Origin of the sequence: Flavobacterium anhuiense (genome assembly GCF_050990855.1) — a bacterium.
Taxonomy (GTDB): Bacteria; Bacteroidota; Bacteroidia; order Flavobacteriales; family Flavobacteriaceae; genus Flavobacterium; species Flavobacterium anhuiense_C.
Genome location: NZ_CP158861.1, coordinates 1,653,305 through 1,675,503, shown reverse-complemented (window position 1 = coordinate 1,675,503; position 22,199 = coordinate 1,653,305). Strand labels below are relative to the sequence as shown.

General features: G+C 34.2%; 20 protein-coding genes. 11 read left to right on the top strand and 9 right to left on the bottom strand.

Features of this window, described 5'->3' with window-relative positions; translation table 11 throughout:
* The first annotated feature begins 2 nt into the window (after window positions 1-2).
* From ABTV69_RS07535 to ABTV69_RS07515, 5 genes are all read left to right on the top strand, one after another.
* A complete protein-coding gene (locus tag ABTV69_RS07535; RefSeq protein WP_433835044.1) occupies window positions 3-1,643 on the top strand; it encodes a 2-oxo acid dehydrogenase subunit E2 in 1,641 nt (546 codons plus the stop codon).
* Between the two features lie 91 nt (window positions 1,644-1,734).
* On the top strand, window positions 1,735-3,582 hold the full coding sequence (locus ABTV69_RS07530; RefSeq protein ID WP_433835042.1) for a leukotriene A4 hydrolase C-terminal domain-containing protein: 1,848 nt from the start codon (window positions 1,735-1,737) through the stop codon (window positions 3,580-3,582).
* Between the two features lie 340 nt (window positions 3,583-3,922).
* Window positions 3,923-4,186 (top strand): hypothetical protein, encoded by a 264-nt coding sequence (locus tag ABTV69_RS07525; protein WP_433835040.1) that lies wholly within the window; start codon window positions 3,923-3,925, stop codon window positions 4,184-4,186.
* 44 nt (window positions 4,187-4,230) lie between these two features.
* Window positions 4,231-4,761 (top strand): carboxymuconolactone decarboxylase family protein, encoded by a 531-nt coding sequence (locus tag ABTV69_RS07520; RefSeq protein WP_433835038.1) that lies wholly within the window; start codon window positions 4,231-4,233, stop codon window positions 4,759-4,761.
* A gap of 95 nt (window positions 4,762-4,856) precedes the next feature.
* Window positions 4,857-5,735: a helix-turn-helix domain-containing protein gene (locus ABTV69_RS07515; RefSeq protein ID WP_433835036.1), complete on the top strand. Its 879-nt coding sequence runs from the start codon at window positions 4,857-4,859 to the stop codon at window positions 5,733-5,735.
* On the opposite strand, the gene ABTV69_RS07510 is transcribed toward ABTV69_RS07515, so the two are convergent.
* On the bottom strand, window positions 5,732-6,976 hold the full coding sequence (locus ABTV69_RS07510; protein ID WP_433836681.1) for a glycosyltransferase: 1,245 nt from the start codon (window positions 6,974-6,976) through the stop codon (window positions 5,732-5,734). The two genes, ABTV69_RS07515 and ABTV69_RS07510, sit on opposite strands and share 4 nt — an antisense overlap.
* A 113-nt stretch (window positions 6,977-7,089) precedes the next feature.
* On the opposite strand from ABTV69_RS07510, the gene ABTV69_RS07505 reads away from it, so the two are divergent.
* Both ABTV69_RS07505 and ABTV69_RS07500 read left to right on the top strand, forming a co-directional pair.
* Entirely contained in the window at window positions 7,090-7,671 is a 582-nt protein-coding gene (locus ABTV69_RS07505; RefSeq protein ID WP_426486500.1) for a tRNA-(ms[2]io[6]A)-hydroxylase, read from the top strand.
* Window positions 7,672-7,722: 51 nt separating this feature from the next.
* A complete protein-coding gene (locus ABTV69_RS07500) occupies window positions 7,723-10,482 on the top strand; it encodes a hypothetical protein (RefSeq protein ID WP_433835034.1) in 2,760 nt (919 codons plus the stop codon).
* Between the two features lie 95 nt (window positions 10,483-10,577).
* On the opposite strand, the gene ABTV69_RS07495 is transcribed toward ABTV69_RS07500, so the two are convergent.
* From ABTV69_RS07495 to rplU, 3 genes are all read right to left on the bottom strand, one after another.
* Entirely contained in the window at window positions 10,578-11,873 is a 1,296-nt protein-coding gene (locus ABTV69_RS07495) for a hypothetical protein (protein WP_433835032.1), read from the bottom strand.
* 129 nt (window positions 11,874-12,002) lie between these two features.
* Complete coding sequence (gene rpmA, locus ABTV69_RS07490) at window positions 12,003-12,263, bottom strand: 50S ribosomal protein L27 (protein ID WP_111367867.1); 261 nt, start codon at window positions 12,261-12,263, stop codon at window positions 12,003-12,005.
* Window positions 12,264-12,287: 24 nt separating this feature from the next.
* Window positions 12,288-12,725: a 50S ribosomal protein L21 gene (rplU, locus tag ABTV69_RS07485; protein ID WP_073412831.1), complete on the bottom strand. Its 438-nt coding sequence runs from the start codon at window positions 12,723-12,725 to the stop codon at window positions 12,288-12,290.
* Window positions 12,726-12,998: 273 nt separating this feature from the next.
* Here rplU and ABTV69_RS07480 point away from each other — a divergent pair, with 273 nt between their 5' ends.
* Both ABTV69_RS07480 and ABTV69_RS07475 read left to right on the top strand, forming a co-directional pair.
* The gene (locus tag ABTV69_RS07480) at window positions 12,999-14,321 is read left to right on the top strand and encodes a M16 family metallopeptidase (RefSeq protein WP_433835029.1); all 1,323 of its coding nucleotides are present in this window, start codon (window positions 12,999-13,001) and stop codon (window positions 14,319-14,321) included.
* A gap of 12 nt (window positions 14,322-14,333) precedes the next feature.
* Entirely contained in the window at window positions 14,334-16,382 is a 2,049-nt protein-coding gene (locus ABTV69_RS07475) for an insulinase family protein (RefSeq protein ID WP_433835027.1), read from the top strand.
* Between the two features lie 178 nt (window positions 16,383-16,560).
* On the opposite strand, the gene ABTV69_RS07470 is transcribed toward ABTV69_RS07475, so the two are convergent.
* Window positions 16,561-17,427: a DMT family transporter gene (locus ABTV69_RS07470; RefSeq protein WP_433835025.1), complete on the bottom strand. Its 867-nt coding sequence runs from the start codon at window positions 17,425-17,427 to the stop codon at window positions 16,561-16,563.
* A gap of 102 nt (window positions 17,428-17,529) precedes the next feature.
* On the opposite strand from ABTV69_RS07470, the gene ABTV69_RS07465 reads away from it, so the two are divergent.
* Window positions 17,530-17,907, top strand: coding sequence for a heavy-metal-associated domain-containing protein (locus ABTV69_RS07465; protein WP_433835023.1), 378 nt, complete (start codon window positions 17,530-17,532; stop codon window positions 17,905-17,907).
* A 55-nt stretch (window positions 17,908-17,962) separates the two neighbouring features.
* Here ABTV69_RS07465 and gldD read toward each other — a convergent pair whose 3' ends face one another.
* The 4 genes from gldD to mutY are packed head-to-tail and all read right to left on the bottom strand — an operon-like array spanning window position 17,963 to window position 21,367.
* The gene (gene gldD / locus ABTV69_RS07460) at window positions 17,963-18,523 is read right to left on the bottom strand and encodes a gliding motility lipoprotein GldD (protein ID WP_433835021.1); all 561 of its coding nucleotides are present in this window, start codon (window positions 18,521-18,523) and stop codon (window positions 17,963-17,965) included.
* A gap of 1 nt (window position 18,524) precedes the next feature.
* A complete protein-coding gene (locus ABTV69_RS07455) occupies window positions 18,525-19,820 on the bottom strand; it encodes a gliding motility-associated protein GldE (protein ID WP_433835019.1) in 1,296 nt (431 codons plus the stop codon).
* A 26-nt stretch (window positions 19,821-19,846) separates the two neighbouring features.
* Window positions 19,847-20,284, bottom strand: a complete 438-nt coding sequence (locus tag ABTV69_RS07450; protein ID WP_095928033.1) for a single-stranded DNA-binding protein — start codon at window positions 20,282-20,284, stop codon at window positions 19,847-19,849.
* Between the two features lie 36 nt (window positions 20,285-20,320).
* Window positions 20,321-21,367 (bottom strand): A/G-specific adenine glycosylase, encoded by a 1,047-nt coding sequence (gene mutY / locus ABTV69_RS07445; RefSeq protein ID WP_433835017.1) that lies wholly within the window; start codon window positions 21,365-21,367, stop codon window positions 20,321-20,323.
* Window positions 21,368-21,507: 140 nt separating this feature from the next.
* On the opposite strand from mutY, the gene ABTV69_RS07440 reads away from it, so the two are divergent.
* Entirely contained in the window at window positions 21,508-21,798 is a 291-nt protein-coding gene (locus tag ABTV69_RS07440; RefSeq protein ID WP_007805026.1) for an HU family DNA-binding protein, read from the top strand.
* Window positions 21,799-22,199 lie beyond the last annotated feature (401 nt).

Here is a 22,199-nt window from a genome sequence, read left to right as displayed (position 1 = left end):
TCATGGCGATTAAAGTAACAATGCCTCGTTTGAGCGATACTATGACGGAAGGAACGGTAGCGACTTGGTTAAAAAAAGTAGGCGATAAAGTTAGCGAAGGAGATATCCTTGCTGAAATTGAAACAGACAAAGCAACAATGGAGTTCGAATCTTTTAACGAAGGAACTCTTTTACATATCGGAATTCAAGCTGGAGAAACTGCTCCTGTTGATTCATTATTAGCAATTATTGGTAACGAAGGAGAAGATATTTCTGCTCTTTTAGCTGGTGGTGATGCTCCTGCTGCTGAAGCTCCAAAAGCGGACGCTCCTGCTGCTGAAGCAAAAACTGAAACTGTTGCTCCTGCAAAAGCTGCAACTGAATTACCAAAAGGCGTTGTCGTTGTAACTATGCCTCGTTTGAGCGATACTATGACTGAAGGAACAGTAGCAACTTGGTTGAAAAAAGTTGGTGATGCTGTTGCTGAAGGTGATATTTTAGCAGAAATTGAAACTGATAAAGCAACAATGGAGTTCGAATCTTTTAATGAAGGAACTTTATTATACATCGGAATTCAAGAAGGAAACACTGCTCCTGTTGACAGCTTACTAGCTATCATTGGACCTGCAGGAACTGACATCTCTGGAATTGCCGATAACTTTACTGCTGGAGGTGCTGCAACTACAAGTGCTCCTGCTGCTGAAGAAACAAAAGCTGCTCCTGCTGCACAAGCTACAGAAGCTGCTGCCGAAACTTCAAACGGAGGTAGAATTTTAGCTTCACCATTGGCTAAGAAAATTGCTTCTGACAAAGGAATCCAATTATCTCAAGTAAAAGGATCTGGAGAAAACGGACGTATCGTGAAAAGCGATATCGAGAACTTTACTCCATCTGCTCAAGCGCAAACTGCTGCTTCTGCACCAGCTGCTAAACAAGAAGCATCTGCTCCTGCTGCTCCAAAAGTATTTGTACCTGCTGGAGAAGTTTACACAGAAGAGATCAAAAATTCTCAAATGCGTAAAATCATTGCAAAACGTCTTTCTGAATCATTATTCACTGCTCCTCACTACAACTTAGTGATCGAAGTAAGCATGGACGAAGCAATGCAAGCTAGAACTGCTATCAATAGCGTTCCAGATACAAAAGTATCTTTCAACGATATGGTAATTAAAGCTTGTGCATTAGCATTGAAAAAACACCCAAAAATCAACTCTACTTGGAAAGAAGATGCTATCATCATCAACCACCACGTAAACATTGGTGTTGCTGTAGCTGTTGAAGACGGATTAGTAGTTCCTGTATTGAAATTTACAGATGCTATGAGTTTATCTCAAATTGGCGGAAGCGTAAGAGATCTTGCTGGAAGAGCTAAAAACAAAAAATTAGGACCACAAGAAATGGAAGGAAGCACATTTACAGTTTCTAACCTAGGAATGTTTGGTATTACTGAATTCAATTCAATTATCAACCAACCAAACTCTGCAATCCTTTCTGTAGGTGCAATTGTTGAGAAACCAGTAGTTAAAAATGGTCAAATCGTAGTTGGAAACACAATGATGTTATCATTAGCTTGTGACCACAGAACTATTGACGGTGCAACTGGAGCTCAGTTCTTACAAACATTAAAACAATACATCGAAAGCCCAGTTACCATGCTGGCGTAATCTTTGTTAATTTTATAATTAAATCCCGTTTTGTTTATTCAAAACGGGATTTTTTATTTAATTTTCATCCTCAAATTCAAAACCTCATAATATGAAGAAACTAATCCTTGCCGCTTTATTTCTGACAGCAATTGCCTGCCAGAAAAAAGAACAAACCGAAAAAACAGCTGCCGTTGTAGACGAACACAGTTATTCAAAACCAGAACTTGCGGTTGCGAAACACCTTGATTTAGACATCAAAGTCGATTTTGATACACAAACTATTTCTGGAAAAGCGTCTTGGACTATTGATAATATTAGCAAAGGAAACGAAATCATTTTCGACGAAAATACTTTAAACATCACAAAAGTAACTTTGGGTGACGACGAAAAAGAAACCAAATTCGAGCTTGGAAAAGACACTGAATTTCACGGAAAACCGCTTCATATTACCATTGAACCAAACACAACCAAAGTAAACATCTATTATAACACTACAAAAGATGCTGTAGCGCTGCAATGGCTAAAACCAGAGCAAACTGCAGACAAAAAGAAACCTTTTGTATTCTCTCAAGGGGAAAGTGTATGGTCCCGTACCTGGATTCCATGTCAAGATTCGCCAGGAGTTCGCTTTACTTATAATGCAAAAGTTACCGTTCCTAAAGATTTATTGGCAGTAATGAGTGCTGTAAATCCTCAGAAGAAAAACGATACGGGAGTTTATACTTTTAAACAAGACAAAGCAATTCCGTCTTATTTAATGGCGATTGCAGTAGGAGATATTGAATTCCAAGCTATCGATAACAGAACTGGAGTTTATGCAGAGCCATCAATGCTTAAAAAATCAGCTTACGAATTTGCTGAATTGGGAAAAATGGTGAATGCTGCAGAAAAATTATACGGTCCATACCGTTGGGGACGTTACGACGTTTTGGTTTTACCACCAAGTTTCCCTTATGGCGGAATGGAAAACCCCAATTTAACTTTCTTAACCCCAGGTGTAATTGCAGGAGACCGTTCACTAACCAGTTTATTAGCGCACGAATTAGGGCACAGCTGGAGTGGAAACTTAGTTACCAATGCCACTTGGGACGATATTTGGCTAAACGAGGGTTTCACCACCTATGTGGAACACCGAATTGGAGAAGCAATCTTCGGAAAGAAAGAATTTGAAATGCAAAACGTTATCACCAACAAAGAATTGACTGATAACGTTGCTGAATACGGAAACACAAATCCAGATACAAAATTAAAAGTAAGCTTAACGGGAAGAAATCCAGATGATGGAATCAGCCAAATCCCGTACGTGAAAGGTTATGCTTTTTTAAGAGTTATTGAAAATGCTGTTGGGCGCGAGAAATTTGATCCGTTTATTAAAAACTACTTTGATTCTCACGCTTTTCAATCTATCACGACAGAAGATTTTGTAAAATATTTAAATGAGAATTTGATTAAAGGCGACAAAGCTTTAGCAGATAAAATCAAATTAGACGATTGGATTTACAAACCTGGAATTCCTTCAAACATTGTTCCTGTAAGCTCTCCTGATTTTGATGCAATTGATGCCATTCAAAAAAGCTGGAGAACAACTGGTGTTGTTGGTTTAAGCAAAAAAATCACTACAACTGCAGAGAAGCAACATTTTATAGATCATCTTCCAGCTGATATTACAGTTAAAGAAATGGATGCTATCGATAAAGAATTCAACTTTACAAAAGGCGGCAATTTCATCATCAAACGTCAATGGTTTGCTCAGGCTTTACGTCATCAATACAAACCTGCTTATCCTGCAGTTGAGCAATTCTTGATTGGAATCAGCAGAACTGGATCTGTAATGATGCTTTATAAAGAAATGGTTAAAACTCCTGAAGGAAAAGTTTGGGCGAAACAGGTCTTTGAAAAAGCGAAATCTGGTTACCATGCAACGACTATTCAAGCTGTTGAAGGAATCCTAAAATAAAATATCTCGAAGGGATTGCATATCGGTAGAAAAATATCCCGTAGGGATTATATATCGGTAGAAAAAAAATCCGATCGTTTTTATTGTCCCGTCAGGGACTACACCAATTCTCAGGAATGTGTAGTCCCTGACGGGACAAATGATTTAATGCTATCTGTTTTTTTCTACCGATATGCAATCCCTTCGGGATAAAATCATAATTATTCAAATCCTCGATTACAAATTGTAATCGGGGATTTTTTTATGCGTATTATCTTGATGTTGATTGTGGAGTTACGAACGAAGATCCTTCCTTCGTCAGGATGACAAACCATATAAAAACAAACGAAAAAACACTCTTATGAAAACGAGTGCCCTAGCCCAGATTGAAGTGGAAAGCCCGGAGCTCAAAAGCCTTATTTTCTTGCCTGAAAACAGCGACCAACGGAAGCTCGTTTTATGGCTTAGAAAAATAAGGTTTTTGGGCGAGGACTTGAAACGGAAAGCTGGATTAGCTCCTGAAAAAAAACATACTTTTTACTCCAAAATAAAGCTAGGGAAAATTATCCATCACATAGCGTCAATCCTCCATGTTTTAAAATCTGTAATCGTTGCAACTTTGTAATGTCAAAAGACGACAACAAATAACAACTTTAAAATTTAAATAAAATGACACGATTAACAGCATTAAACCCAGAAGAAGTAACAGGAAAAACTAAAGATTTATTCAACGCTGTACAAGCAAAATTAGGCGTTGTTCCGAATATGATGAGAACAATGGGGAATTCTCCAGCCGTTTTAGAAGGATATTTGAACTTAAGCGGCGCTTTGAGCCACGGAAAATTAAGCGCAAAAACAGGCGAATTAATCGCTTTGGCAGTTTCAGAAAGCAATTCTTGTGACTACTGTTTAGCCGCTCACACTTTTATTGGAGAAAAATTGGTTAAAGCAGATCCAGCGGTTTTAAAAGCAGCAAGAACAGGAAATTCTACAGATGCTAAAACAGAAGCTATTTTACAATTGGCTAAAACCTTGATCAGTAAAAATGGTTTGGTAAACGACGAAGATGTGAATAAAGCTAAAAACGCCGGAGTTTCTGATGCAGAAATCGCAGAAACTGTTGCACATACAGCTTTGAATGTATTAACAAACTACTTCAATAATTTAGCTAATACTGAAATTGATTTTCCTTCAGTATAATTAAATAGCACTTTCACAATAACAAAAAACAATGTATAATGATAGCTCCGAATTTATTTGAGAGCTATCTTTATATTTCCAAAAACAAATAAATCATGAGTTCGCAAAATGTTTTTACTTTAATAAATCCGCAAAACGGAAATTTGGCTTTCAAAATTCTTCCTTTTGACGATAACAGCCATTTTGACCATTTACAGCGAAACAATTATTACTCCTTAATTTGGGTTACCAAAGGAAAAGGCAAAGTAAAAGCCGATTTTGCAGAGCATCATTTTGAAGAAAACTCACTTCTCGCCTTTTCGCCTTATCAGCCCTTTATGCTTTGTGTAAATGAACCAATTCAGGGAATTGCCATTCATTTTCATCCTGATTTTTATTGCATTCATATGCACCAGAAAGAAGTTTCTTGCAATGGCGTTTTGTTCAATAATATTTACCAACCGCCTTATGTAAAAGTTACAGAACAAGCTGCCATAACTTTTAATATGGTTATTAATCAAATGAAAAGCGAAATTCAGAATGCTGAATTGGCACAATATGAATTGCTTATTTCGTATCTAAAAATCTTTTTAATTACCGCTTCAAGATTAAAAACAGAGCAATTAGAAGAAATGAATTCGGTTCCTGATGCCAAAGAACCAATTATTCTTCAAAACTTAAAAGATGCGATTGAACTCAATTTCAAAACCAAACATTCAGCTGGAAATTATGCCGATTTATTGAATATTTCATCAAAAGCACTGGCTAAAATATCTAAGAATTATTTCAATAAAACGTTAACCGATTTAATTTCGGAACGAATCATTATTGAAGCCAAAAGAGAATTATACCTGACCAACAAAACAGTCAAAGAAATTGCTTATGAATTAGGTTATGATGACGAACATTATTTCAGCCGTTTCTTTAAAACCAATGCAGATGTTTCACCTCAAATTTATCGCGAAACAGTAGGTTTTGGAAAAATGGATGTTTAATTTTTATTCTTAGCTTCAATCCATTTTGACATATACATGGTGCTTTTAAACGCATGATGTTGCAGCAAATTACCCATAAAATTATGAAGACGATGATTTTCAGAATCTGCTAAAAGTGAATTCGTCAACGAAATCAGCTTTTCTGAATAATCCTTTTTTTGATAGCATTTATTAATGATTTCAATTCCGTTTTTTTGAGATTGCTTCCAGAGATTTTCATCTTGATAAAGTGCAATTGCTTTTTTAGCAAATTCAGCAGGATTATCTTCAATAAAACCATTCCAAGGTAAATCTTCATGCATTGCTTCAGAACCGACTGAAGTTGTTGCGCTTGGCGTACCGCATTGCATAGCTTCCAATAGCTTGCCTTTTAAGCCCGCTCCAAAGCGAATTGGCGCCAAAACAACTCTAGCTTTTTTCACAATTTCATTGGCATCTTCTGCCCTTCCCATGATATAAAAACCATTTTTAGGCTGATGCAATTGCAGTACTTTTAGCGATGGATATGCGCCGTAAACTTCCAAAACAGCTTCTGAAAAATCTTTCCTTATAGAAGGCCAGACTGCTTCTTTTAAATATTGGACCGTATTCCAGTTGGGTTCATGCAGAAAATTACCGATAAATACAAAATTTTTCCTTTCTTCAAAAGAAGGTAATTTCAAAAGTTCCTCTTCTTTCATTTCATCCACCAAAAAAGGGAGATAAAAAAGCAAGTTTGTGTCAATTTTGAAAACATCTTTTAAAACATTCATTTCAAATTCAGAAATAATCAAAGACAGATCGCATCTTAAAATACTAGCGATTTCTCGTTTTGCCACTTCTTCAGATAATAAATCTTGATTTTTAAAAGCTCTGCTTTCTTTAAAGGCTTTTTGCCTCGCAGTTCTTAAAGAATGTACATCTTCGGTATCCAAGATTCGAATAGCCTTTGGACATTTTTCAATCACACGCCATCCAAATTGTTCTTCGATCATAAAACGATCAAATAAGACAACATCTGGATTTAACCCTATAATAAAATCATCAAAAGTAGATGAATTAAGTTCGATATTCTTTTTCATTACACCAAACTCAGACAAATCGACCATAAAATCACTATCCTGCGCAGCGCTGGCAAAAGTTATTTCAAATCCACTTGCGGCAAAAATCGAAATCAATTGCATCATTCTTCCACCTGCCGCAGAAGACTTTGGCTCAGGCCACACAAATCCAATAATTAAAAGTTTTTTCAACTGTTCCATTTTATTTGGTTTCATTTTACAAAATAATGCTTTTTTGCACATTTTTACATCATATTTACTGACTTTTGGTTGTAAAAAAACACTAATTTTGCAAAACTAAATTCTTAGAAATTATGTTAGGATTAAAATTAGCTACAGACCCTCGTTGGGTAAATATCGTTGAATCGAATATCGAAGAAATTTTAACTGACCACGCATGGTGCGAACAAAAAGCTGCTTCTAACGCTATCAGCATCGTGACGTATAACTCTGAATTAGAAGAATTAGTAACCGAAATGCTTGAAATTGCCAGAGAAGAATTGGAGCATTTTCAAATGGTTCATAACATCATCAAACAACGCGGACTCACTTTAGGACGCGAAAGAAAAGACCACTACGTAAATGAACTTTTCAAATTCATGAAAAAAGACGGCAGCCGAAGAGACGCACTTTGCGACCGTTTGTTGTTTTCTGCAATGATCGAAGCGAGAAGTTGCGAACGCTTTAAAGTGCTTTCAGAAAACATTAAAGATGAAGAATTAGCAAAATTCTATCGCGATTTAATGATTTCTGAAGCGGGACATTACACCACTTTTTTAGGATTTGCAAGAAAATACCAAGACAATATCGACATCGACAAACGCTGGAAAGAATGGATCGAATACGAAGGCTCTATTATTACCAATTATGGTAAAAATGAAACCGTTCACGGATAAATTACGCTCTTTTTTTATTACTCTTTTTTACATTTAACACCACTATTCGCTATGCAGAAAAGTAAATCCAGATCAATCGTTTTTAAAATTGCGAAGTATTTCGGAATAACGTTCGCGGTTATTATAGGATTATTATTTTTAACGCCTATCGTCTTTGAGGACCAAATTAAAGAACAAATAAAGAAAACAGCCAACGAAAGATTGAGTGCAGAATTGAATTATTCTGATGTTTCCGTTTCGTTTTTCCATCACTTCCCTTCTCTTACTTTGACCCTAGACAATTTAAGTTTGAATGGTTCAGCGCCATATACAAACGAAAAATTCATCACTGCAAAAGAGGTCTCTTTCGGAATTAATGTGGCCAGTTTAATTTTTAGCAAATCCGTAAAAATTGATCAGATTTATTTATCTGATTCTTTTATAAACGTAAAAGTAAATCCAAACGGAGAAGCAAATTATAACATTTACAAATCGCAAGAACAAGCTTCTAAGTCAAACGACACCACCGAAACTGCTTTAAAACTAGAGCGAATTGAAATTTTAAACAGTAAAATTATATACGATGATAAATCGACTAAAGTTCATTTTGATGCGTATGGATTTAATTATTTAGGAAAAGGCGATTTAAACAAAGCTGTTTTTGATTTGTATTCTAAAGCTAAAATCGAGAAATTAAATATCGTTTATGAAGACGAGCCATATTTAATGAATAAAAAGATTGATGCTGATTTGATTACAAAAGTAAACATCAACTCGCTTTCTTTCTTTTTCCAACAAAACAATCTTAAAATCAATCAGCTTTTGGTTGATTTTAAGGGGAAATTTGACATCCTGAAAGACGGTTACAATATGGATTTTGTTATTAAATCTGACAATAGCAATCTATACGACGTCTTTACAGCCTTTCCTCCAAAATATATCACTTGGCTTTCTAAAACCGAATTAAAAGGAAACACCAACCTTTTATTGACTTTAAAAGGAAAATACATTACCTCAGAAAATATTGCTCCAGATTTGGATTTGGATGTAAAAATAAAGGACGGATTTGTTAATTACAACAAAAGTGCTTTTCCAGTTTCGAACTTAAATCTAGACATCAAAACCATAGTGCCTTCTTTAAATCCCGATTTAGTTATTGTGGATGCCAAAAACCTGTCTCTAAACATTAATCAAGATTATTTAAAATCTAAGTTTTTAGTTAAAGGAGTAAACACACCTGAAATCAATGCTGATTTTAAAGCCAAAATTGATCTCGAAAAATTAATTAAAGCACTTGGAATTCCAGATATCGAACTAAAAGGAGCTCTAGCAGGCGACATGAAAGCAAACGGAGTATTCGATCAAAAAAACAAACATTTTCCTATTACAAACGGAACCATTAATTTAGACAATGGATATTTAAAAACGCCGTACTACCCGAATCCAATTACAAACATTACTATTAAATCGAAAGTGGAGAACCAAAAAGGAACTTTTGAAGATTTAAAAGTAAGTTTAACGCCAACTCAATTTACTTTCGAAGGAAAACCTGTTTTCGTACAAGCTGATTTAAGCAATTTTGACGATTTAAATTACGATATAAAAGCCAAAGGTGAATTGGACGTAAGCAGAATTTACAAAGTCTTCTCTCAGAAAGGTCTTGATTTGGACGGTTTTGTAAAAGCTGATGTTTCTCTTAAAGGAAAACAAAGCGATGCTGAAAAAGGAAATTACAGCAAATTAAACAACAAAGGAACTCTTGAATTAAGAAATATTGGAATTGCTTCTGAATATCTCCCAAAGAAATTCATCATCAAAGAAGGTGTTTTCAAAATCAACCAGGATAAAATGTCGTTCAATAATTTCTTAGCCGCGTATGGACAATCCGATTTTAAAATGAATGGTTACTTACAGAACGTTTTCAATTACGTAATGACAAATACAGGCGTTTTAAAAGGTTCTTTTAAAGTTTCTTCAAGATACATTAATGTGGACGAATTTATGTCAAGTGTTGATCCAAATACTCCTGTAACGCAAAGCTCAACTCCAAAAACAGAAACAAAACCATCAGACAATACACAAACTGGCGTTATTATTATTCCAAGCAATTTAAATTTACAATTAATTGCACATGCGCAAAAAGTAAATTTCGACAAATTAAATCTGCAAAATGCAACTGGAAATTTAACTATGAAAAAAGGCAAATTGACCATGCAGAATACAGGATTCAATTTGATTGGATGCAATGTTTCTATGAACGCCAATTACCAAGCAATAACACCACAAAAAGCAAATTTCGACTACAACATAAAAGCTACAGATTTTGACATCAAAAGAGCGTATAACGAAATCGAAGTTTTTAGAAAAATGGCAACTGCCGCGGAGAAAGCTCAAGGAATCGTTTCTTTGGATTACCAATTGAAAGGCCGCTTAAACGGAAACATGGAGCCCGTCTATCCTTCTCTTGCAGGAGGCGGAACACTCTCTGTAAAAGACGTTAAAGTAAGGGGTTTGAAAATGTTTAATGCCGTAAGCAAACAAACAAATTCGGAATCTATGAAAAACCCAGATCTTTCGAAAGTCGATATTAAAACAACCGTAAAAAATAATATTATAACTGTAGAGCGCTTTAAATTTAAGTTTGCAGGCTTTAGACCAAGAATCGAAGGAACATCAAGCTTAGATGGCAAATTAAACTTAAAAATGCGTTTAGGATTACCTCCTTTTGGCATCTTCGGAATTCCGCTAACTGTTACAGGAACTCAAGATAATCCAAAAGTAAAAGTAGGTAAGAAAACGGAAGATCTGGAAGAAACTAAGGATACTGAATAAATAAATTCCAAAATTTTAAAAATTCCAAATTCCAAGATTATCTAATCCAAATTATATAAAGCAGAAAACCGACGCTTACGCTTCGGTTTTTTATTTTAAACTCCATACAAGATCTTAGAAACATATAAAATTCCTTTAGCCAACAGCCATAATAAAACTGCCGTACCAAGCAATTTCCAAGCCCAGGCTTTACTTCTTTTCCAATCTGAGAAAAAGGAGAATATTTCAAAGTATTTTACAATGACATAAATACTTGTTCCTATTAGCGAGAACCACACAATCTCGTTGAAATGATTATTAAAACCGTACCAGAAAACCAAACTTAAAAAAAGCACGGTAACAAATTGGAGATAATAATAGTTCCTAAAATCATATCTGTAATTCATCTTTGAAGACAAAATCAAGAACGCTATGGTCAACAAACTTATTAAAGCTGATACAACATTATAAAAAAGAGAATTGTCTTGAAGAATAAGAACAACAATCGCAGTAAGCTCAATAACAGCACATCCTGCTAAAGATTTTATTTCTCGATCTCTTTTATCATCTTTAAAAGGAAACAAAACTGGATATAAATATTTTTCTAAGGTGCGCCAAAAAGGCAAAGCATAAATTGTTGCAATTCCTGATAATACAATCTCATAATTATAAAAAGTATCTTTAGAAACTTTATTTAGAACATACAAAAGTGCAAGCGTAAGACAGAATGCAGGCAGACAAATCGTTTTTACTGCTTCCCAAGGACTTTCTGCCCAAAAATTATTTCCTATTTTAAAAATATACTTTTTAATGAAATACTCTTTAGTAAAAACAGCTGTCGTCTGACTCCACAACAAGCACAATCCGACGTGAATAACAACTGTTCGAAGTACAAATTCTCCGACAGAAACTCCATAATACACACAAAGAACGCCAACTATCAGCAATTCATAAGTCAATAAAAGGGGCGAAAATAAAAACCTAAATAATGGCGCCAAATGCTTAATCACAAATTCAATCAGCAAATTCCAATATCTTTTAAACAAAGCAATAATGGCACAAAGAGCAATGAATGCAGAAAGATAAAACATCCAATTAGCCAGTGATTGCGCTTGTAACCAGAATTGAATTGCCGATTCTTTTGGTTGCGTATATACTATTTGAGAATTAGCAAAAACTTCTGAAGCCAATTGATCTCGTACTTTATTATCAAATTCAGGAAATTCATTTTTATGACGTTTCCAAAATTGATCTGTAACACAACCATTCTTTTCAAGAACTGCTAATTCATACAAAACATTTTTTTGTTTTTCGCTTAAAGAATTCAAATAATAATTACTAACATTATCTGAAACCGCTTTCGCATATGTACTGAAACAACACAGCAACATAAGTAGTATTACTTTTTTCAACTTTTAATATTTAAGGCATAAAACAAACGCAAAAAGTAAATATAAGTTTTAAAGTCTTTAAAAAAAACACAAAAACAAAAAACCCGATCATTTCTGAACGGGTTTTTTATAAAAAGTAATCTATGATTATTATGCCTCGAATGGGATAATAGATACATAAGATTTGTTATCTCTTTTCTTTTGGAACTTAACAACTCCAGCAACTTTTGCATGTAAAGTGTGATCTTTACTGATGTAAACGTTTTCACCTGGATTGTGTTTAGAACCTCTTTGTCTTACGATGATGTTCCCAGCAATAGCAGCTTGTCCACCATAAATCTTAACGCCTAGACGTTTTGATTCTGATTCTCTACCATTCTTCGAACTACCGACACCTTTCTTGTGAGCCATGACGTATGAGTTTAAATATTGTTATTATTCTTTAGTAGCTTCTTTTTTAGCTTTTGGAGCCGCTTTTTTTGCTTTTGGAGCTTCTACTTCTTCAGTAGCTGCTTCTTCTGCTACAACCGCTTTTTTAGCTGCTGCTTTTTTAGTTCCTCCTGCTGCAGTAATACCTTCAATTACAATTTGTGTAAGATATTGTCTGTGACCATTTCTTTTTTTGTATCCTTTTCTTCTTTTCTTTTTGAAAACGATAACTTTATCACCTTTTAAGTGTTGTAACACTTTAGCTTCTACTGAAGCACCTTCTATAGCTGGGGCGCCTAAAGTTACATTTCCATTGTCATCTAACAAAAGAACTTTGTCAAAAGAAACTTTTGAACCTTCTTCGTTAGCCAAACGGTGAACATAAACCTTTAAGTCTTTGCTTACTTTGAATTGTTGCCCTGCTATCTCTACGATTGCATACATACCAAATTGATTTATTGATTTTTAAGGTTGCAAATATACAACTAATAATTTACTGTGCAATCCCTAAAAGCAAAAATATTTTAAGTTACAAAAACCTTGTTTTTCAAGCAGTTCTGCATTACAAATGCGCTTTATTTAAAGTAAAAGATTGTTAAAATCATGTTTATTTGAAAACAAATCTACAATTCGTAATTAAAAAAAACTATTTTTGATGTAACCAAAATCAACTCTTGTCTACCTACTCTTGTTGATATTTTAAAATTATTAATCTTTATGAAAAAATCAATAATGATGTTAAGTGCTGCATTAATGCTTGGCGGAGTGGCTCATGCCCAAAAAGTAGCTTTCGAAGAATACGATTTAGACAATGGGCTACATGTCATTTTACACAATGATCCTTCTGCACCCGTTGTTATCACTTCGGTAATGTATCATGTTGGCTCGAAAGACGAACGCCCTGATCGAACAGGATTTGCACACTTTTTTGAACATCTATTATTTGAAGGAACCCAAAACATAAAACGAGGTGAATGGATGAAAATTGTTACTGCAAATGGAGGAGTAAACAACGCCAACACTTCTGATGACAGAACATATTATTATGAAGTTTTCCCTTCTAACAGCTTAGAACTTGGCTTATGGATGGAGTCTGAAAGACTAATGCATCCTATTATAAATAAAATTGGGGTTGACACGCAGAACGAAGTCGTAAAAGAAGAAAAAAGAATGCGTTATGACAATCAGCCATACGGAAATATCCTTCCAGAAGTTAAAAAGAACATGTTCAAAAATCATCCTTACAGATGGACCACAATTGGTTCTATGAAAGATTTAGACGCCGCAACTTTAGAAGAATTTCAAGCTTTCAACAAAAAATTCTATACTCCAAACAATGCTGTTTTAGTCGTTGCTGGAGATTTCGAAAAAACAAAAACAAAAGAATGGATTCAGAAATATTTTGGTCCAATTCCTCGAGGTGAAGAAGTTAAAAAACAAACTTATACAGAAGAACCAATCACCCAAACGATTAAAGCGACTTACGAAGATCCAAACATTCAAATTCCGATGATTGTGGCTTCATACAGAACGCCATCGATGAAAACGAGAGATGCAAGAGTTTTAGATTTGATTTCATCATATTTAAGTGATGGAAAAAGTTCTAAACTTTACAAAAAAATCGTTGACGACAAAAAAATGGCGTTACAAATTGGCGCTGTAGGATTTAGCCAAGAAGATTACGGAATGTACATTTTGTATGGTTTGCCAATGGCTCCCTATACGACAGCAGATATCTTAAAAGAAATGGATGAGGAAATTGTAAAAATTCAAACCGATCTTATTTCTGAGAAAGATTACGAAAAATTACAAAACAAATTCGATAACAATTATGTAAACGCAAATTCGAGCGTAGAAGGAATTGCAGAAAATCTTGCTTCGTATTATTTGCTTTATGGAGATGTTAATTTGATCAATACCGAAATCGACATTTATCACTCTATCACAAGAGAAGAAATTAGAGAAGTTGCTAAGAAATATTTAAACCCGAATCAACGCTTGATTTTAGATTATATTCCAACTGCCAAATCTCAAAACTAAGAATATCGAATCATGAAAAAAATATATCCTTTTTTAATCCTTATTTTCCTAACCGGAATTATGCAAGCACAAGATCGTCCACAACCCAAACCAGGAAATGCCCCAGTAGTCAACATCAAAAAACCGCAGACCTTTGTTTTAGCAAACGGCATGAAAGTTTTGGTTGTTGAAAACCACAAATTGCCTAGAGTTAGCTTTACGCTTACACTAGACAACGCTCCATTTACTGAAGGCAACAAAAAAGGTGTTGACGAATTGACAAGCAGCCTAATTGGAAATGGAACTAAAAAAACAACCAAAGAAGCTTTTAACGAAGAAATTGACTTCTACGGAGCTAACATCAATTTTACTTCTCAAGGCGCTTACGCAAGTTCTTTATCCAAATACTCTGGACGCGTTTTAGAGCTTTTAGCGGAAGGCGCTTTACAGCCAAATTTTACTCAAACTGAATTTGACAAAGAAAAAGCAAAACTTTTAGAAGGTCTTAAAGCTGACGAAAAAAGCGTTCCTGCTATTTCAAACCGAGTAGTTGATGTTTTAGCTTTCGGAAAAAACCATCCGGTAGGAGAATACCTTTCAGAAGAGACCGTAAAAAATGTCACTCTTGCAGATGTTCAGAACAACTACAACACTTATTTTGTACCAGAAAACGCTTATCTAGTTGTTATCGGTGATATCAAATTTAAAGAAGTAAAAGCTGCTGTTGAAAAATTATTCAGCGGATGGAAAAAACAAGCCGCTCCAAAAAACACCTATCCTAATCCGACAAATGTTGCCAACTTACAAATTGATTTTGTTGATGTTCCAAATGCAGTTCAATCTGAAATTTCATTAGTAAATACTGTAAATTTAAGAATGAACGATCCAGATTTCTTTCCTGCAGTTATTGCGAATCAAATTTTGGGAGGTGATTTCAATAGTTACTTAAACATGAATTTACGTGAACAGCATGCTTGGACATATGGAGCAAATTCTAGCATTGGAAGCGGAAAATATGTTACTAAATTTAAAGCTTCATCTGCAGTTAGAAATACGGTAACAGATAGCGCTGTGGTACAATTTGTAAAAGAAATTAAAAGAATTAGAACAGAAAGAGTAGATCCAGAAGTTTTAAGAAACGTGAAAGCTGGTTATATCGGAAGATTTGTAATGCAGGTTGAAAAACCGCAAGCTGTTGCGCGTTACGCTTTAAACATTGAAACAGAAAAACTTCCTGCCGATTTCTACGAAAAATATATTCAGACTATAAATAATGTTACTGCTGATGACATTTACCGTGTTGCCAACAAATACTTCTTGCTGGACAATATGCGTATTGTAATTGTTGGAAAAGGATCTGATGTAATTTCTGGTTTAGAAAAATTACAAATTCCGATTCATTATTTTGACAAATACGGAAATCCAGTAGAAAAACCTGCTACAAAAAAAGAAGCTCCAAAGGACATTACTGCAAAAACCGTTTTCGAAAACTACATCAATGCTATTGGTGGAGAAAAAGCCGTTACTGCTGTAAAAACATTATACATGAACGGCTCAACAACTGTTCCTCAAGCTCCCACTCCATTGACATTTACTTCTAAATTAGATTCTAAAGGAAAAATGATGGTTTCGCTTTCAATGGGAACTATGAATTTAATGAAGCAAGTCGTTAACGAAAAAGGTGCATACGTTGAACAGCAAGGACAAAGAAAAAACCTTGAAGGCGAAGATTTAGCCGATATGAAAGCCAACGCCGCTCCTTTTGAAGAATTACAACTTGCAAAAAGAAACGACCTTAAAGTGGAAGGAATCGAACCAATAAACGGAAATGACGCCTACGTAATTAAAGACGGTAAAACAAAGTATTTTTATGACGTTAAATCAGGCCTAAAAATCGCTGAATCTAAAGTTCGTGACCAAGGCGGAAAATCAGTTGAACAAATCACTAATTTCAACGATTATAAAGAAGTAAAAGGTGTAAAAGTACCTTTTAATTTAGTTCAAAATGTTGGCTTTGAATTAGACATCAAAATGTCTGACATTAAAATAAACGAAGGAGTTTCTGAAAAGGATTTTCTTTAATCCAAGATGCTAAGACTCTAAGATACTAAGATTCTAAGTTTTTTTACTCATAGGCTTTGTCAAAGTTTCAAACTTTGACAAAGCTTTTTTTATTCATCAAGTTTTTCACGCTGAATAAAGTTTAAGTCAAACTTCATTGATAACTCATAATTCATAATTCATAACTTATAACTCAAAATCATTTTTTCGCCGACAAATAAACTCCAATCAAAATAATAAAAGCTCCAACAGATTGAATTGGCGTTAGTAATTCATTATCTAATAATCCCCAGAAAAATGCAACAATTGGAATAAGATACGTTACCGATGTCGCAAAAACAGGCGATGACATTTGAATCAGTTTAAAGAAAAGTATATTGGCAATTCCAGTTCCTAAAACACCTAGAATCATAACGAAAAATATAGAATGCTGTGTTTCTGCAAAATGTATTTTCTGACTGATATCGGTTGTGCTCAAAATAATTAAAGCAGGCAAAAACAAAACAGCAAAATTTCCTGTGGTAATACTAACCGAATTGAGATCGTGCAAATATTTCTTAATTAAATTTACATTGATTGCGTAACTAAGCGTTGCAATTACAACCAACAAAACATAAAGATAATTTTGAGTTCCACTAGAAGAATCTCCGCTTAAAACCAAAAGCAAACAGCCGACAAGCCCGACAAAAACCCCTAAAACTTGTCGTTTTTGAAACTGAATTCCGAAAGCAATGATTCCTAAAACCAAAGTATTTAAAGGTGTTAACGAGTTTAAAATTGCCACAATAGAACTATTTACCTGAGTTTCGGCAATGGCAAAAAGATACGCTGGCATAAAAGTTCCAAAAAGCGAAGTTATCGCAACATATTTCCACTGACGTTTGGAAATTTTTTTTAAACTATTAAAACCAAAAATCAACAGAAAAAGTCCAGCAAAAATAATTCGAAACGAACCAACTTGAATTGCCGTTAGCCCAATTAATCCTTTTTTTATTAAAATAAAAGAACTTCCCCAGATAAGAGAAAGAATCGTTAAGTAGATCCACTTTAACTGTTTTGTATCCATAAATTGTTATTTACTGCAAATTTGTAATTATTTTACGAACTGAGCGTTCTCTTTTTATTAATTTTGCAAGAATCGAATTCGCAATTTTTAAATTTATATATAATGAAAATTTCAAAAATCTTAATCGCCGCAACAATCGCTGGTTTAGTATTTGTTGGCTGTAAAAAAGCAGAAGACAAAAGCCTTCAAGTTGTAAACGCAGAAAAAACTGCTCCAAAAGAACACAAACCAATTGCTGCAGAAAATTTACAAACAGCAAGTTTCCAAATTGAAGGAATGACTTGCGCTATGGGATGCGCTAAAACAATCGAAGAAGAATTAGCCAATCTTGACGGAGTTGACAAAGCAACTGTTGATTTTGACAAGAAAACAGCAACAGTAAGTTTTGACAAAACCATCCAGAATGCTGAATCTTTAACAAAAGTAGTTCAAGAAACTGGAGACGGAAAAACATATAAAGTTTCGAATTTTAAGTCTTAAGACTTAAAATTACTTCATAAAAAAAGGATCCAATTTGGATCCTTTTTTATTTTCTTTATTTCCACTTCAACGTTTCCATCAAACGCTGCATATCGTTTTTAACATAACTCGCAGCAGGCATAATTGAGTCAAAGTTTGGTTTTGCGTAAAAATACATGGAACCAATTAAAAAGTGTTTGGTACTGTCGGTAACATAAAACTGAGAGTTTGTCGCCGCGTTTCCATCTACTTGATAAAACATTCCGTAAACCTTTTTCTCTGGATTTAAATACGGCTGTTCTAAGATATCGTCAGCTTTTATTACGTGCTCATAAGTCAGTTTTTGAGCGTCACGTAGTAATTTATCAATATTGCCATTTACAGGTTTATAAGTCAAATAAATAGTCGCCTTCATCTTAGGATACGTAATTGCAAATCCACATTCCTTCTCTCCTTTTATAATTGCACCTTCATTCATCTGGAAAGCAAACGGACAATTGTTTTCAAAATTCACATATTTTGCTTCTGGATAATCCAATCGCAGGTAACTTGCTGGTTTTGGCAAAACATCATTTTTACAGCTTATAACCGTTAGAGCAAGCAAAATTGCTGTTATTGAAAATATTCTATTTAACATTTTAATTTATTGTTACTTTTATTTGTTTTACACGCTTTTTATCAACTGTTTCTACAGTGAAAACACAGTTTTCAAAAGGCACTTTTTGATCTTTTTTCGGAAAATTACCTAAAATTTCTAGAATAAATCCTGCCAATGTTTCGGCTTCTCCTTTGTGAGCTTCAAAAACATCTTCGTCAACATCTACAATTCTGTAGAAATCTTTCAGGTTTATTTTTCCTTCAAAAAGAAAATTATTCTCGTCAATCTGTGAGAAGTTTAAATTTTCATCATCGAACTCGTCACTAATATCTCCAACTATCTCTTCAATAACATCTTCCAACGAAACCAATCCAGATGTTCCTCCATATTCATCAACCACAATTGCTAAGTGGCTTTTTAGGCTCTGAAAATCCTTTAAAAGATTATCCAATTTTTTATTCTCCGGAACAAAAAAAGCTTCACGAATTAAAGAAGTCCAATCAAATTCTTCTTTGTCGATATGCGGAAGCAAATCTTTTACGAAAAGCACGCCTTCAATCTGATCAATATTATCACGGTAAATTGGAATCCTCGAAAACCCTGTTTCAATTATCTTGGGATAAATTTCTGCGAATGTTTCTGATATTTCCAATGCAAAAATATCAATTCTCGGGCTCATTACCTGCTTTGTATCAGTATTTCCGAAAGAAACAATTCCTTCCAGGATTTTCTGTTCTTCTGTCGAAGTTCCTTCAGAATCTGTCAATTCTAAAGCCTGAGAAAGCTGATTGATTGAGAAATTATTCTTCTGCTTACCTAATTTATGCTGCAAATATAGCGTAACGGCACGCATCGGCAAACTAATAGGAGAAAGTACTTTATCTAAAAAAGCTAACGGATAAGCCACACGTTTTGCAAAACGAATACTATTTCTGCTCGCATAAACCTTTGGAAGAACTTCCCCGAATAGTAAAATTAAAAAAGTAACCAAGATTACTTCAAGCGTAAATTTGAAAGCAGGCGAACCTACATTAGCAAAAATATTCTGACCGATATAAGCGAAAAGAATTACGACACCGATATTAAAAAAATTATTAGCAACTAACAAAGTCGCCAAAAGCTTTTTAGGCTTATCCAATAAACTCGAAATAATTTTGCCTTTTGCAGGATTATCGACTAAAGAGTCATCAATATCTTGCTGTGATAAAGAAAAAAGAGCTACTTCAGCGCCAGAAACGATTGCTGAAAGAAATAATAAAATAAAAATTCCGACGAAACCAATAATTAAATTGGCGTCAAGATTTGTAGAAAAAAGTAAACTGGGCTCTGGGTCCAAACTGTATAAAATTAGTTAAACATTGGCTAGAAGGGCAGATCATTAATCGGAAGTCCCTCAGGAGCATCAAAGTTAGTATTTTTTGCCGACTCTGTATCCTGGTTTTGCTTTGTATAAGCCGTTTCTTTTTTCGTTGTCAGGAAAGTAAACTCCGTAACCTGTATTTCGGTGGTATATTTTGTCGTTCCATCTTCTGTTTGCCACTGACGAGATTTTATTCTTCCTTCGACATAAATTTTATCTCCTTTAGAAAGATATTTTTCGCAAATCTCTGCGGCTTTATTACGCACAACCAAATTATGCCATTCTGTAGAAGTAATCTTTTCATTGGTCGTTTTATTGATATATACCTCATTGGTAGCCAGCTGAAAACGTCCGATGCAGTTTCCTCCATCAAAATAATGCATCTTTACATCATCGCCTAAATGGCCAATAAGCATCACTTTATTTAATGTTCCGTTCATAGTTTTTGGTGGTATTTCTCCCAAAGATACATTTTTTTAGCAATTTATTTCTTGCTTTTCTATAAAATTATACAAGACAATAGGAAAAGGAAAAGTTTTTAATTTTTCGGCATCAATTCCGTTTTCAATTTCCTCTTTTACTTTTATTTTCCAAAATTGAATATGCAAATGCTGGTGCGAAAGTTTATGTATCAAGGTCGATTCGCTATAATCTTCTATACTTATAATAGTATACTCCGGAAAAATTTCGCTCTTAGCTTTTTCAGAAACTACGTTAAAATCAACAATCGACTGCGTTTCAAGCAAAGGAAACTCATATAAATTATGCCAAATCCCTTTTTCAGTTCTTTTTTGAATGAAGGTGTTCCCTAAAGCATCTTCTAGAATCATATAATTAAAGTAACGATTGGTTACTTTTACTTTTTTGGATTTTACAGGAAGCATGGCTACTTTTCCTTTTTGCAAAGCAGCACAGCTTTCATTAAAAACGCAAACCGAACAATCCGGACTTTTAGGAACGCATTGCAAAGCACCAAACTCCATTATAGCCTGATTAAAGATAGCAGGATTATCTTTAGACATTAATTCCTTCGCCAAAGCCGAAAACTCTTTTTTAGTTGCTGGAAGCGCGATATCCGATTCGATATCAAAATAACGGGCCAATACGCGAAACACGTTTCCGTCTACAACAGGAACAGATTCATTATAAGAGAAAGAAGCTATTGCAGCAGCTGTATATTCGCCTACACCTTTAAGTTTTAAAAGTTCTTGATAAGAATCTGGAAAAATACCGTTTAAGTCATTACTTATATATTGAGCCGTTTTATGAAGATTTCTAGCTCGAGAATAATACCCCAAACCTTGCCAAAGTTTTAAAACTTTCTCTTCAGAGGCATCTGCCAAATGTTTTACAGTAGGAAATTCCTGAGTAAACGAGAAAAAATAAGGCATTCCTTGCGCAACTCGCGTTTGTTGAAGCATAATTTCTGAGAGCCAAATCTGGTACGGATCGACCGTTTTACGCCATGGCAAATCGCGTTTGTTCTGTAAATACCATTTTATCAATATGTTATGAAAATCCATTGTAAAATCCTTAGATTGCAAAAGTAAATGTTTATGTAATTAAAATTTAACGAATTAGCTTGATTAATTATTTTTTTAATTCCTATATTTGCAAACTCAAAAAAATAGTACACCATTTATAAAATAAAATAGGAAAGAAAATGACGAAAGCAGATATCGTAGCGAAGATTTCAGAGAAACTAGGTCTTGAAAAAGGAGACGTTCAAGCAACAGTAGAAACTTTTATGGAAGAAGTTAAGACTTCTTTAGAGACTGGAGACAATGTTTACTTAAGAGGTTTTGGTAGTTTTATCGTAAAAACTAGAGCTGAAAAGACTGGAAGAAACATTTCTAAAAACACTACTATTAAAATTCCAGCACACAACATTCCTGCGTTTAAACCTGCAAAAGTATTTGTAGAAGGAGTTAAAACTAACAACGAAGCAAAATAATATTAATTAACATAAATCTGACACAATATGCCAAGTGGTAAAAAAAGAAAGAGACATAAGGTAGCGACTCACAAACGTAAGAAAAGAGCGAGAGCTAACCGCCACAAAAAGAAAAAGTAGTTTTAAACTACTTTTTTCTTTTTAAACGTTCATTGAAATTTGGGAAATTTCAAAAATTCCAAAAAATAAAATCCAAAATCCAAAAATTAAAAAGTCAACGACGATTTAGATTGGAATTTGGAATTTAAAAATTGAGATTTAACTTTTCCCTCCGGGTTAATACCTGTTAAAATAATTGTTTAATCCATCCTTACAATTCAGTTATGAGTTATAAGTTATAAGTTATGAGTTGTAAAACTTGAAACTTGAAACTTAAAGCCTGAAACTAAAAGTCTGGATAA

What these genes read in the sequence shown, in the direction of transcription:
- ABTV69_RS07535 (WP_433835044.1), top strand. Translation starts at nt 3, where the DNA reads ATGGCGATTAAAGTAACAATGCCTCGTTTGAGCGATACTATGACGGAA.
- ABTV69_RS07530 (WP_433835042.1), top strand. Translation starts at nt 1,735, where the DNA reads ATGAAGAAACTAATCCTTGCCGCTTTATTTCTGACAGCAATTGCCTGC.
- ABTV69_RS07525 (WP_433835040.1), top strand. Translation starts at nt 3,923, where the DNA reads ATGAAAACGAGTGCCCTAGCCCAGATTGAAGTGGAAAGCCCGGAGCTC.
- ABTV69_RS07520 (WP_433835038.1), top strand. Translation starts at nt 4,231, where the DNA reads ATGACACGATTAACAGCATTAAACCCAGAAGAAGTAACAGGAAAAACT.
- ABTV69_RS07515 (WP_433835036.1), top strand. Translation starts at nt 4,857, where the DNA reads ATGAGTTCGCAAAATGTTTTTACTTTAATAAATCCGCAAAACGGAAAT.
- ABTV69_RS07510 (WP_433836681.1), bottom strand. Translation starts at nt 6,976, where the DNA reads ATGGAACAGTTGAAAAAACTTTTAATTATTGGATTTGTGTGGCCTGAG.
- ABTV69_RS07505 (WP_426486500.1), top strand. Translation starts at nt 7,090, where the DNA reads ATGTTAGGATTAAAATTAGCTACAGACCCTCGTTGGGTAAATATCGTT.
- ABTV69_RS07500 (WP_433835034.1), top strand. Translation starts at nt 7,723, where the DNA reads ATGCAGAAAAGTAAATCCAGATCAATCGTTTTTAAAATTGCGAAGTAT.
- rpmA (WP_111367867.1), bottom strand. Translation starts at nt 12,263, where the DNA reads ATGGCTCACAAGAAAGGTGTCGGTAGTTCGAAGAATGGTAGAGAATCA.
- rplU (WP_073412831.1), bottom strand. Translation starts at nt 12,725, where the DNA reads ATGTATGCAATCGTAGAGATAGCAGGGCAACAATTCAAAGTAAGCAAA.
- ABTV69_RS07480 (WP_433835029.1), top strand. Translation starts at nt 12,999, where the DNA reads ATGAAAAAATCAATAATGATGTTAAGTGCTGCATTAATGCTTGGCGGA.
- ABTV69_RS07475 (WP_433835027.1), top strand. Translation starts at nt 14,334, where the DNA reads ATGAAAAAAATATATCCTTTTTTAATCCTTATTTTCCTAACCGGAATT.
- ABTV69_RS07470 (WP_433835025.1), bottom strand. Translation starts at nt 17,427, where the DNA reads ATGGATACAAAACAGTTAAAGTGGATCTACTTAACGATTCTTTCTCTT.
- ABTV69_RS07465 (WP_433835023.1), top strand. Translation starts at nt 17,530, where the DNA reads ATGAAAATTTCAAAAATCTTAATCGCCGCAACAATCGCTGGTTTAGTA.
- gldD (WP_433835021.1), bottom strand. Translation starts at nt 18,523, where the DNA reads ATGTTAAATAGAATATTTTCAATAACAGCAATTTTGCTTGCTCTAACG.
- ABTV69_RS07450 (WP_095928033.1), bottom strand. Translation starts at nt 20,284, where the DNA reads ATGAACGGAACATTAAATAAAGTGATGCTTATTGGCCATTTAGGCGAT.
- mutY (WP_433835017.1), bottom strand. Translation starts at nt 21,367, where the DNA reads ATGGATTTTCATAACATATTGATAAAATGGTATTTACAGAACAAACGC.
- ABTV69_RS07440 (WP_007805026.1), top strand. Translation starts at nt 21,508, where the DNA reads ATGACGAAAGCAGATATCGTAGCGAAGATTTCAGAGAAACTAGGTCTT.